At 50.6% G+C, this 11,676-nt stretch carries 13 protein-coding genes; 4 read left to right on the top strand and 9 right to left on the bottom strand.

Annotation, left to right across the window (positions count from 1 at the left end):
- Window positions 1-85: 85 nt before the first annotated feature.
- The gene (locus BLR64_RS22655; RefSeq protein WP_090717846.1) at window positions 86-532 is read left to right on the top strand and encodes a GNAT family N-acetyltransferase; all 447 of its coding nucleotides are present in this window, start codon (window positions 86-88) and stop codon (window positions 530-532) included.
- 3 nt (window positions 533-535) lie between these two features.
- Here BLR64_RS22655 and BLR64_RS22650 read toward each other — a convergent pair whose 3' ends face one another.
- From BLR64_RS22650 to BLR64_RS22630, 5 genes are all read right to left on the bottom strand, one after another.
- Complete coding sequence (locus BLR64_RS22650; protein ID WP_090717843.1) at window positions 536-874, bottom strand: hypothetical protein; 339 nt, start codon at window positions 872-874, stop codon at window positions 536-538.
- A gap of 271 nt (window positions 875-1,145) precedes the next feature.
- The gene (locus BLR64_RS22645) at window positions 1,146-2,102 is read right to left on the bottom strand and encodes an ABC transporter permease (protein ID WP_090717841.1); all 957 of its coding nucleotides are present in this window, start codon (window positions 2,100-2,102) and stop codon (window positions 1,146-1,148) included.
- Window positions 2,103-3,176 carry an ABC transporter permease gene (locus BLR64_RS22640; RefSeq protein WP_090717838.1) on the bottom strand — a complete coding sequence of 358 codons (1,074 nt, stop codon included), beginning with the start codon at window positions 3,174-3,176 and terminating at the stop codon, window positions 2,103-2,105.
- A complete protein-coding gene (locus BLR64_RS22635) occupies window positions 3,169-4,707 on the bottom strand; it encodes an ABC transporter ATP-binding protein (RefSeq protein WP_090717835.1) in 1,539 nt (512 codons plus the stop codon). Before BLR64_RS22635 ends, BLR64_RS22640 begins: the two co-directional genes overlap by 8 nt.
- Window positions 4,708-4,880: 173 nt before the next feature.
- A complete protein-coding gene (locus BLR64_RS22630; RefSeq protein WP_090717832.1) occupies window positions 4,881-5,960 on the bottom strand; it encodes a BMP family lipoprotein in 1,080 nt (359 codons plus the stop codon).
- A 306-nt stretch (window positions 5,961-6,266) separates the two neighbouring features.
- Between BLR64_RS22630 and BLR64_RS22625 the strand changes: the two genes are divergently transcribed.
- Window positions 6,267-6,809: an acyl-CoA thioesterase gene (locus tag BLR64_RS22625; protein WP_090717830.1), complete on the top strand. Its 543-nt coding sequence runs from the start codon at window positions 6,267-6,269 to the stop codon at window positions 6,807-6,809.
- Between the two features lie 82 nt (window positions 6,810-6,891).
- Here BLR64_RS22625 and rplT read toward each other — a convergent pair whose 3' ends face one another.
- The 4 genes from rplT to BLR64_RS22605 form a co-directional block, all read right to left on the bottom strand.
- Complete coding sequence (rplT, locus tag BLR64_RS22620) at window positions 6,892-7,251, bottom strand: 50S ribosomal protein L20 (protein WP_068721095.1); 360 nt, start codon at window positions 7,249-7,251, stop codon at window positions 6,892-6,894.
- A 32-nt stretch (window positions 7,252-7,283) separates the two neighbouring features.
- Window positions 7,284-7,484 (bottom strand): 50S ribosomal protein L35, encoded by a 201-nt coding sequence (rpmI, locus tag BLR64_RS22615; protein WP_062320217.1) that lies wholly within the window; start codon window positions 7,482-7,484, stop codon window positions 7,284-7,286.
- A gap of 57 nt (window positions 7,485-7,541) precedes the next feature.
- Window positions 7,542-8,039 (bottom strand): translation initiation factor IF-3, encoded by a 498-nt coding sequence (infC, locus tag BLR64_RS22610; protein ID WP_068721093.1) that lies wholly within the window; start codon window positions 8,037-8,039, stop codon window positions 7,542-7,544.
- A 268-nt stretch (window positions 8,040-8,307) separates the two neighbouring features.
- Entirely contained in the window at window positions 8,308-9,546 is a 1,239-nt protein-coding gene (locus tag BLR64_RS22605) for a glycosyltransferase family 2 protein (protein ID WP_090717824.1), read from the bottom strand.
- Window positions 9,547-9,959: 413 nt separating this feature from the next.
- Here BLR64_RS22605 and BLR64_RS22600 point away from each other — a divergent pair, with 413 nt between their 5' ends.
- Both BLR64_RS22600 and BLR64_RS22595 read left to right on the top strand, forming a co-directional pair.
- The gene (locus BLR64_RS22600; protein ID WP_090717821.1) at window positions 9,960-10,487 is read left to right on the top strand and encodes a phosphatase PAP2 family protein; all 528 of its coding nucleotides are present in this window, start codon (window positions 9,960-9,962) and stop codon (window positions 10,485-10,487) included.
- A 43-nt stretch (window positions 10,488-10,530) separates the two neighbouring features.
- Window positions 10,531-11,646 (top strand): MGDG synthase family glycosyltransferase, encoded by a 1,116-nt coding sequence (locus tag BLR64_RS22595; RefSeq protein WP_090717818.1) that lies wholly within the window; start codon window positions 10,531-10,533, stop codon window positions 11,644-11,646.
- Window positions 11,647-11,676: the final 30 nt, after the last annotated feature.

The raw sequence follows: 11,676 nt of genomic DNA, 5'->3' as shown, positions 1-11,676 counted from the left end.
ACAAAACGTTGTTCTGCCCTTGCCGTAACGCCCACACCCCTGCAGGCATATGATGTACGACAATGCGTGGAAAGGGGGGCGCGCGATGATTCGTTACCGCAGACCCAGGCAGGATGACAGCGTCATTATGGACTTGATTGAGAAGCAGCTCGTCCCGTTGTCACATCTGCCGCAGACTATTATCAACCAGGTCAGAAAGGACCTGCCCCGCCGCCTGAGCCAGGGTGTAACCCTGGTTGCTTGTCCGGACTATGAGAGCGACCCGCTTGGGTTCGTCCATTTCATGCTGCACGGTGATCTGCTATACATTGATATGCTGGCCATAGCTCCGGAAGCGCGCCGCAAGCACTGGGGCAATCTGCTGATGGACCGGGCTGAACGATTTGCATTATCCCGCGGCTGTAAACGGGCCAAGGTGGCTGTGGACACCGGAAATACAGCAGGTATCTCCTTCTATGAAAAAATGGGCTACAGCGTAGCCCGTTATCAGCCGCAGAATTATTGCTATGAGTTCGAGAAGCAATTTAACTGAAATTTAAAAGAATCCGATCGGCGGGTACGGCTTACCTCCGTAATAACCCGGTCCATAGCCGCCATAACCTGGCCCTGGTCCGTAGCCGTAAGGTACGCCGCCGTAGCCATAACTGCCGCCGTAGCCGGCATATGGTGCAGTACCTACAGCAAGCAGATCAAACAGCACCAGCGGAATCAGTGCATTGGTTTGCACTTTTTTACCGCTGACCCGCTGAAGAATAAGACGGTTGCCCGACACACGCACCAGTTTGCCTGTTACCTTGGAGCCGTCTTTTTTTACAGCAACGATATGTTTGCCGACAAGCTTCATAACCATTTTCTTTGTAACCGGCTGTGCCATAATATTCCTCCTCAAAAGTTTTGTTAGCTGCGCTTCTTAGAAATAACTTCGTGCAAAACTCACTTCGGAAGCATACGCTTAGTTTTGTTAGCTGAGATTCAATCACAGTCTATTCGGGCAGAATGCCGTTCGCCTGTACAGCTGTCCCGGCATTCCGGGCGTACCGGCGGAGTATGCGAAATTATGCCGGAAAACGCAAAAAAAAAGCGTACATCCAGGAATGCCTGGACGTACGCTTTTGATGCTGCGCAGAAGAACAGCCTCGTTTATTTTAACGTTTACCCGGATCGTACGGTTCACCCAATGCTTTTGGAGCGGAGGAGCGGCCAACGGCGCTCACCAGTACGATAATAGTGAGTACGTAAGGAATCATGAAAATAAATTCCTGCGGAATGTTTTTGGACCATTCAAACAACTGTACGTAGTTGCGGATTGCCTGCGAGAAGCCGAAGAATACAGCAGCCCCAAAGGCGCCCAGCGGATTCCATTTACCGAAGATCATTGCGGCAATCGCAATAAAGCCCTGTCCGGAAATGGTGTTGTGTGCAAACGTGCCTGTGGTCGTAAGCGTGATTGTCGCTCCTCCGATTCCAGCCAGCAGCCCGCTCAGCATAACGCCGACATATCTCATCCGTTTTACGTTAACACCCAGAGTATCAGCCGCACTCGGATGTTCACCGACAGCACGGAGGCGCAGTCCGAACGGAGTTTTAAACAGGACGAAGTAAATCACGATGACGAGAATGATCGCCAGGTAGGTTGTCGGGTAGGAATTGAAAATTCCTTCACCGATCACCGGAATTTTGGACAGCACAGGAACAGACACCTTCTTGAAGCCGTCGATCAGCGGGGACTCGCCAGCCCCGTCGAAAAACAGCTTAACCATGTACAGCGTGCTCCCTGCAGCAAGAAAGTTGATTACCGTACCACTGATTGTCTGATCCGCCTTAAAGGTGATAGAAGCGACTGCATGGATCAGCGAGCCGATAACCCCGACGGCCATAGCGCAGAGTACACCAACCCATGGCGCCCATGCTCCCAGCCCGGCATCCTGGGCATAATGCCCCCCTACCGCTGCTGCAAAGGCACCGAACATCATCAAGCCTTCAAGACCGATATTGACCACACCGGAACGTTCAGAGAAGATGCCGCCAAGAGCAGCGAAAATGAGCGCCGTGGAAAAAACAAGCGTCGTATTGAGCAATTGTCCTAACGTCAGCAGATCCATCTATGACACCTTCTCTTTCTTCCGCTTGAGATAAAAGGGCTTAAGCACCCAGCGGACAATTCCTTGTGCTGCAATAAAGAATATAATCGAACCGATTACGATGCGGATCAGCTCCGGCGGAACATCCGCCCCAAAGCTCATACCCGCAGCACCGTAAGTAAGCATACCATACAAAATCGCCGCAAGAATAACACCCAGCGGGTGTGTCAGTCCCAGCAGGGCTACAGCGATACCGTTGAACCCGTAGCCTGGAGATGCAGCAAATACAGACTGGTAATGGAATACGCCCAGCACTTCACCTGCACCTGCAAGTCCGGCAAAGGCACCGCTGATGAACATGGCCTTAACAACATTACGGCCTACATTCATCCCGGCGTATTCAGCAGCATTCGGGTTGAGACCTACTGCACGCATTTCGTACCCCTGCTTGGTTTTCCACAGGTAGACATAGAAGAAAATTGCCGCACAAATTGCAATTGCCGTTCCCCAGTGAACACGGGCATTGTCGAATACCCCGTTCAGGAATGTCATGGACAACGAAGCCGGAATATCTTCGGAACGGTTCTGTCCTTTGAGGAGCAGGAAGTTCCGCACAATATAATTCGACAGATACAGCGCAATCCAGTTCAGCATAATTGTAGTTATAACTTCGTTAATGCCGCGCTTTGCCTTCAGGTAACCGGCAATACCGGCCCACAATCCCCCGGCAAGTCCGGCTGCGATTACAGCAAGCGGAACAAGCAAAAATGACGGTAAACCGGCCAGCTGGATCCCGACAAGGGTTGCTGCCGTCATGCCAATAAGCACCTGTCCGTCAGCACCAATGTTAAACATCCCTGAGCGGAATGCGAAGGCAACAGCAAGACCGGTGAACATCAGCGGAGTCATCTCGCGGATGGCCTCACCAAAGTCATACGGACTGCCGAATACCCGTTTGAACAGTGCGGAGTAAGCGGCGACAGGGTCATAGCCGCCGATCAGCATAACAATGGCCCCGACCAGGAAGCCCATTACAATCGCAACCAGAGGCACAATATAGCTGTCCGTTGCGAAGATTTTTTTAAGTCTATGCACCCGCATTTCCTCCCCGCTTCAAGCTGCCCGCCATCATCAGACCAAGCTCCTGGTCATTCGTATCCTGCGGGAATACTTCGCCGACAATCTGTCCTTCATAAATAACAGCAATTCTGTCGGATACATTCATGATCTCATCCAGCTCAAAGGAAATCAGCAGTACCGCCTTGCCTTGGTCACGCTGGGCAATCAGCTGCTTCTGCACGAATTCAATCGCCCCTACATCAAGACCGCGCGTAGGCTGTGCCGCAATAAGCAGTGTCGGATTTTTATCTATTTCCCGCGCAATAATCGCTTTTTGCTGATTACCGCCGGACAAGGAGCGGGCTTTTGTCTCAATTGAAGGTGTCCGTACATCAAATTGTTTAATTAAGTCCTCAGCATGATTGTTAATGACATCCATCTTGAGGAAGCCGCCCTGGTTGTAAGGGCTCTTATAATAAGTTTCGAGCACCATGTTCTCACTGACGCTGAAATCCAGTACCAGACCGTGTTTGTGACGGTCTTCCGGAATATGGGACACGTTCATTTCAGAGATTTTACGCGGTGAGAGGTTGGCAATCTCCTGCCCTGAAACCGTAATGGACCCGGAATCGATTTTGCGCAGGCCGGTAATAGCCTGAATCAGCTCGCTTTGCCCGTTTCCGTCTACGCCGGCAATCCCCAGGATCTCCCCTGCCCTAACATCAAAGCTGAGGCCATTCAGGACAGGTACCCCATCCTTGCTCTTGCTGTTGACATTCGTCAGTTTAAGCACACTTTCTCCTACATGCGGAACCTGCTTGTCCACTTTGAAGGTTACTCCGCGGCCGACCATTTTCTCAGCCAGCTCATTCGGATTCGTTCCGGAAGTTGTAACGGTATCAATAACCTTCCCTCTGCGGATAATGGTTACCCGGTCAGAAATCTGCATAATTTCTTTAAGTTTATGCGTAATCAGGATGATAGACTTACCCTCTGCAACGAGCCGCTTCATAATCGCCATTAATTCTGTTATTTCCTGTGGCGTCAGCACAGCGGTAGGCTCGTCGAATATAAGTATATCCGCACCGCGGTACAAAGTTTTCATAATCTCTACCCGTTGCTGCATGCCAACCGAAATATCATGAATCCGGGCATTCGGATCAACCTGGAGGCCATACTGCTCAGACAGCTTACGAACCTGTTCCGCTGCGGATTTATAGTCGATTTTAAGGCCCTTCTTCGGTTCCATCCCAAGAACGATATTCTCGGTCACCGTAAAAGGCTCAACAAGCTTGAAATGCTGGTGAACCATACCAATGCCAAGCTCAATAGCTTTATTGGGGCTATCGATAATAACCGGTTTCCCGTCGATTTCAATGCTGCCTTCATCGGGCTGGTATAGTCCGAATACGATATTCATCAAGGTTGACTTGCCTGCCCCGTTCTCACCAAGCAGTGCATGAATCTCCCCTTTTTGGAGCGTCAGACTAATGGAGTCGTTCGCGACAATACCGGGAAAGCGTTTTGTGATTTGCTTCAACTCTACGACAGGAGCCGCAGCACTCATGGAATCACCCTCATCACAGAATATATAAAACCATACAGGCACGGTTAACCGCCCTGGACAGGGCGGCTATCTGTACCTGACAAAAACCGGTGCATTAACAGGGAACAAGGCCAGCTTAAAGACCGGCCTTGTTTCTTGCTCTATGCTGTTACGCAAAAGAATTAAGACAGATATTACTCGGCAGGAACAACGATTGTTCCGTCGATGATTTGTTTTTTGTATTCTTCAACCTTAGCCAGGATTTCAGCGGAAACGTTAGCCTTGGATGTTTCAGGAAGGCCTACGCCGTTGTCTTTCAGAGTCAGTACTGTTGTAGTACCGCCTTTGAATGTTCCGTCAACCACTTGCTGGGAAACCTTTTTAACCGCTTCGTCAACGCGTTTGATCATGGAAGTCAGCGTTACATCATCACCAAACTCCAGAGATTGGTCTTTATCTACGCCGATAACCCAAACTTTGTCGCCGCCTGCATCATTGCGGGACTTAGCTTCATTGAATACACCATTACCAGTTGCGCCTGCAGCCGGGAAGATGATGTCATTGCCAGCGTTGTACAGTGTAGCAGCCAGGGACTTACCAGTATCCGGCTTGTCATAGGCACCTGCATAAGTGATGCTTACAGTTGCATCAGGATTAACCGCTTCTACGCCGGCTTTGAAACCAACTTCAAAACGTTTGATAACCGGGCTTTCCATACCGCCGATGAAGCCTACTTTGTTGGTTTTTGTAGTCAAACCTGCAACTACACCAACCAGGAAGGAACCTTCGTTCTCAGCGAATGTTACGGATTCAACGTTAGGAGCGTCAACCACGCTGTCGATGATTGCCAGGTTGGCATCCGGATTTTCTTGAGCAACCTTAAGCAATGCGTCACCAAGATCAAAACCGATACCCCAAGTCAGGTTGTAGCCACCTTTTACAAACTGGTTAAGGTTCGGCTCGTAGTCTGCACTGGAGTTACTTTGCAGATATTTAATTTCAACGCCGGCTTCTGTCTTAAGGGCTTCAAGAGCTTCCCAAGCAGACTGGTTAAACGATTTATCGTTTACTCCGCCTACGTCAGTTACAAGACCGATCTTTACATCGGACTTAGGAGCATCTGTTGCTGCAGGTGCATTAGTAGCTGTCCCGGCGTTGCCACCTGTTTCTCCGTTAGCGGCATTGCCCGAGTTCGCGTTATTGTTTCCGCATCCTGCCAGGATAGCTGTGCAAGCGGTCAACATAACGAGCGACGTTTTCAAAAACTTTTTCATCGATTGTGATCCCCCTTAAAAAATTGGATGTCTTCTGTCTTCTGCTTGGACATACCATTAGATCAAATTATACCCTCAAAAAAACTTAAAATCCAGTCTATAAATGACCTCAGGTCAATAATAATTTGCATTTTTTCACAAGAAACCGCTTTCTATGACACGGTACGTCATGTTAGCCGTCATGTTGTGTTAGAATACCTCGAATGTCTTTATTCAGGGTCCGTTGTCTATAATATTATTGCATGACAATCCGTTTTCTATTATCATGAATGCTTACATATTGTATGAAAAGGGAGTACTGAAACCATGGAAGAACATAACGAGCCTCAAACCGTCCCGCCCTTCAAGTACAGCCGCGAATCCCGCGTCTTCAAGACTGGCCGCGTCTTTCCAAACGATGTCAATAACCACAAGACGTTGTTCGGAGGCAAGCTGATGAGCACTATAGATGAAGTTGCTTCAATCTCAGCCATGCGCCACTGCCGTAAAAATGTCGTCACGGCCTCTACCGATTCCGTAGACTTCCTGCGGCCGATCCGGCCGTCCGATTCTGTCTGCTTCGAATCCTTCGTCTCCTGGACAGGCCGTACCAGCATCGAGGTATTTGTCAAAATCATCTCCGAGAACCTCTACACCGGCGAACGGGCCGTCGCTGCCACTTCGTTCCTGACCTTTGTAGCCGTCGAGGAGGACGGCACACCGGCGCCTGTACCAGCCATCATTCCGGAAACCGATGAAGAGAAGCTGATCAGCGAATCTGCAGGCGAGCGGTCCGAGCTGCGGAAGATCAGACGCGCAAGCAGCAAAAAACTCGCATCACAGCTCAGCACAACCAAGTACTGGGAATAACAGTCCGCAGGCCATAGCCGCACAAAAAAGCACCGTCACACGGGTTCCCCCGCAGGCGGTGCTTTTCGGTTAATCATAACACTTACGCGTTGATCTTCTCTTTGGCTACAACAGCCAGGGAGTTGAATGCGTTCAGGTCATTTACTGCCAGGTCAGCCAGCATCTTGCGGTTCACTTCTACGCCAGCCAGTTTCAGGCCGTGTACAAGCTTGCTGTAGGACAGGCCGTTTTGACGGGCTGCTGCATTGATACGAACGATCCACAGTTTGCGGAAGTTACGTTTAGTCTGACGACGGTCACGGTATGCGTAAACCATCGATTTCATTACTTGCTCTTTAGCAGTTTTGAAAATGCGGTGCTTGGAACCGAAATAACCCTTAGCCAGCTTCAATACTTTTTTATGTCTACGACGAACTACAAATCCGCCTTTAACTCTTGCCATATTAATAAACCTCCCAAAAATGTGTAATCAAACTATTTCAAGTTAGCAAGTCCTTGTTTCAAACGTCTAACGTCACCGGCAGCCATAACCGGATTGCCGTTCAGTACGCGCTTAGCGCGTTTGGACTTGTGGGACAGCAAGTGGTTCTTGTGGGCTTTGTAGCGCAGAACTTTACCGGATCCGGTGATCTTGAAGCGGCCTTTCAGGCTGCTGTGTGTTTTCATTTTAGGCATGGTGTTTCCTCCTTGATTATTATGCGGCGCCAAATTGCTAAGCAAGTGACTCCAGAATTATTGAGGCTTAGGAGCCAGAATCATAATCATGCTGCGTCCTTCCAGCTTAGGCTGGCGCTCAACAACAGATATGTCAGCCACTTCATTCTTAACGCGCTCCAGGATCTTCTGGCCGATATTCGCGTGAGTGATCTCACGTCCGCGGAAACGCACGGAGCACTTCACTTTATCGCCTTCGCCCAGGAACTTGACCACATTGCGGAACTTGGTCTGATAATCATGTTCCTCAATGTTGGCACGGAACCAGACTTCCTTGATGTCCACGATCTTCTGATTCTTGCGCGCTTCCTTCTCTTTCTTCTGCATTTCATAACGGAACTTGCCGTAATCCATGATGCGGCATACCGGCGGTTTCGCCTGCGGTGCTACGTTGACTAAATCGAGGTTAAGATCAATCGCCATCTGCAGCGCCTCGCGGATCGGCTTGATCCCGATTTGCTCACCTTCCGCTCCAACCAGCCGAACCTCTTTGGCCCGAATTTCATCATTGATCATATGTTCCTTACTGATAACTCTCCACCTCCGGATCTTCTTAGACAATGTATTTGCGGTTCTCCATAAAAAAGGGGCGCCGGTAACTCCCGACACCCCGTGTTTGATCAACGTTCATGAACTATAACATTCATAAAGCATTGAGATCAAAACCAGCTGACGTATTGCCAGTCAGGTGAGAAGCCGGTGCTTCTGCTTGCAATCCCTATGTTTTGCATACTTGAATACTATACATCATCATTCATAGCACTGTCAATACTTTTAACAAATTTTAAACCTGCTTGCTCTGCACTTCCTCAAGCCGGACCACCCGCGTGTGCTTGGTATGGCTCCACTGCTTGTTGTTCTGTGTGAAGAATGCATAGAACGTAATCGGATACCATGACAGCAGGTAAATCGGGAAGACCAGCAGGTACAGATACACCTTCTTGAACTTCACCTTTTCCAGCGCCATCGACAGAAGGAAGGTCAGAATATTGGCTCCGACCGCGAGATAGCTTAGCCAGATCGGCAGATGCCCGTAGATGTTGGCAATGTGCGGACCATCGAACAATGCAGTGTCGATCCACATCACTGCCGTCATCAGAAACGTCAGCAGGACAATGTAGACATTGGCTCCGTACAGGGCCAGGTCAAACTTCGTCAGGCTGCGTTCCTTGATGCTCTGCCACAGCAGCGGGAAGAAATACCTGCGGGCCACGGTGAAGTGCCCCTGCATCCAGCGCAGGCGCTGTCTGGAGGAGGCCTTAAAGGTAAGTGGCTTCTCATCGAACACCTTGGCGTCGTAGTTGAACTTCGGATAGACGCCCTTGGAGGCACTGCGCATAGTGAATTCCAAATCCTCTACCAGGCTGGTAGCTCCCCAGCCCATTTCCTTCAGCAGGGCTGTTTCGAAGCACATTCCGGTACCGCCCAGGAAGTTCGCCATCTGCAGATTGTGGCGCGAGAGCTGCCACAGGCGGTTGATGTACCAGTAGGAGACACCATAGGCTGCAGTGATCCAGGAATCCTCCGGATTCTTTGTATCAATGTAGCCCTGAATGACACGCGCGCCGGAGCAGAGGTCATTGTTCATCTCCATCAGAAATTCCGTGTGAGCCAGGTTGTCGGCGTCGAACATAACTACTGCGTCATACTGGCGCGGCATGGCCCAAAGCTCCTTGAGCATCCATTCAATGGCATACCCCTTGCCCCGCAGGTTGTTGTTGGTGCGGACACAGGCGTTCATGCCGTGCTCCCTTACGATCTTTGCCGTCCCGTCGGTGCAGTTGTCGCAGATGACAAATACATCGTACAGATCCTGGGGATAATTAAGCTGTTTCAAATTCTCCATCAGTGCGCCGACGACTTCTTCCTCATTGTGCGCGGCCACCAGTACTGCAAAAGACTTTTCCGGTGCAAAATGTTCCTTTTTCTTTTTCCTGTGCAGTCCGAACAGCGAGAACGTGAACTGATAAACTGCGATTGCCGCCAAGATCACTTGGAGCGTAACAAACAATGCGTCTGCCATGACCTTTTGATGCCCCCTTTTCCACTCTTGATATGCCACTTTTTATGTCTATGGCATGTTAAACGATGTTGCTGACCCTTTTATTGCATCCCTTACAATAGACAAGCGCTTACCCTTTTTTTGCGGCCAGGCGTTCATTTATTTATATCCCGTTTAAAAGATGTTGTAGGGTTTTCCGTAGTGTGACGGATTCCTAATTTTCTCTGTTACCTTTTAAACGCGTCCGGTCCGCTTGAATCATTGTACGGTGTCAGGGGTTCCCAAGTCAAAACTGACAAATTCCGCGCTTCACCAGAGCTTTTCCTTGAAATGGACTACCTTTAAAACGTATGATAAAGACAGCTTGGGGTATTAATTTGGATTGGCGGCAGAAGCGCCAGCTATCCTTAGCCGGACTATCGGAGGGACAAGATATGAGACATTTATTCATGAAATTACTTCTCTGGGAGCGCCGTCTTTTCAAATGGATCAACGGCCGCCTGCATAACCCTTTTCTGAACTTCTGGCTCTTCTATCTTACCCATCTGGGCGGCGCGACAAGCGCTATCGGCATCAATGTGCTGATCTGGGCCTTTGCTCCCCAGCCGCTCAGAACGACAGGCCTTCAGGCCCTCACGGCACTGGCTGTCAGCCATCTGCCCGTGGCCATCGCCAAAAAGCTGTACCCGCGCATGCGGCCCTATCTGGCTCTGCCAGGGACAAATACGTTTCACAATCCGCTAAAGGATCATTCTTTTCCTTCAGGCCATACTACAGCTATCTTCGCCTCTACGGTTCCTTATATGGCGGCTTACCCTGCCCTTACCGTCGTTCTGCTGCCGCTGGCATGCATTGTCGGGTTCTCACGCATTTATCTCGGGCTGCACTACCCGTCTGATGTAATGGCAGGAGCTGTAATCGGCAGCGGCGTTGCGGCTGGCACGGTTGTTCTGTGGTTCTGAAGCCCGCCTTGCCAAACCATTTTGGGAACAGGTGAATCAAACATTGCGCAAAAAAAGAGTATTGCTGCTGTCGGAAGGCTTCGGCGCAGGGCATACGCAGGCAGCCTACGCGCTGTCGAGCAGCCTGCGTAAACTGTCGCCGCATATCCAAACCAGGGTGCTGGAGCTGGGGAACTTTCTCAATCCCAAAATGGCTCCGCTTATAGTGTCGGCCTACCGCAAGACGGTAACCTCGCAGCCCAGGCTGATGGGGTACGTGTACCGTCACCAGAAATCATTTAACCGTCTTACCACGCTTGCCCTGCACCGCATATTTTATACACATACACAAAATATTGTGAGACAGCTGAAGCCCGATATTATCGTCTGCACGCATTTCATCCCGAGCGCCGTAGTCTCCAGATTGAAACGGCTGGACCCGGGCTTCAAGGCGCCGCTGGTCACGGTCATTACCGATTACGATGCCCATGCCAGCTGGATCAGCCCGGAGGTGGACCGTTATTTCGTCTCCACTCCCGAGGTCAAAGCCAAGCTGCGCCGGCGAGGCGTATCCGCCGCCAAAATCCGGGTGACCGGCATGCCGGTTCATCCGAGCTTCTGGGAGCATCCCGGGCGGCAGGAGATTCTGGAGCAGTTCAGCCTTCAGGATCTGCCGACTGTACTGGTCATGGGCGGCGGCTGGGGCATGATGAACGACCGCGTGGTCAACGAGGGGCTGGCCGGCTGGCGTGAAAAGGTACAGATTGTCTTTTGTCTCGGAAGAAACGAGAAGCTGCTGGATGAAATGAAGGCAGATCCCGCGTACCGGCATCCGAACATCTCACTGATTGGCTTCACCCGCGACATTGACAAGCTGATGGAGGTCTCCGACCTGCTGGTTACGAAGCCCGGCGGGATGACCTGCAGCGAAGGCCTGGCCAAGGGCATTCCAATGCTGTTTCATAATCCGCTGCCGGGACAGGAGGAGGAGAATGTCCGTTACTTCACCTCAGCCGGTCTTGGAGAGCCGATCTCCTCCCTGGCGGTAGTCGACAAGTGGATGGAGCGGCTGCTGTACCACTACGATGATGTGCAGGCCAAGCGCAAAAGCCATCTGGAGGCGATTGCCAAATTCCATCCGCTGCAAAGCGCCCAGAGCATTATTGATATGCTGGACTAGGACAGACCAGAACAAGGGGCATACATACAA

This window comes from Paenibacillus typhae (genome assembly GCF_900099765.1).
Taxonomy (GTDB): Bacteria; Bacillota; Bacilli; order Paenibacillales; family Paenibacillaceae; genus Paenibacillus_AQ; species Paenibacillus_AQ typhae.
Note: the sequence above shows the minus strand (reverse complement) of the source record. Positions and strands in the feature narration are given on the sequence as shown.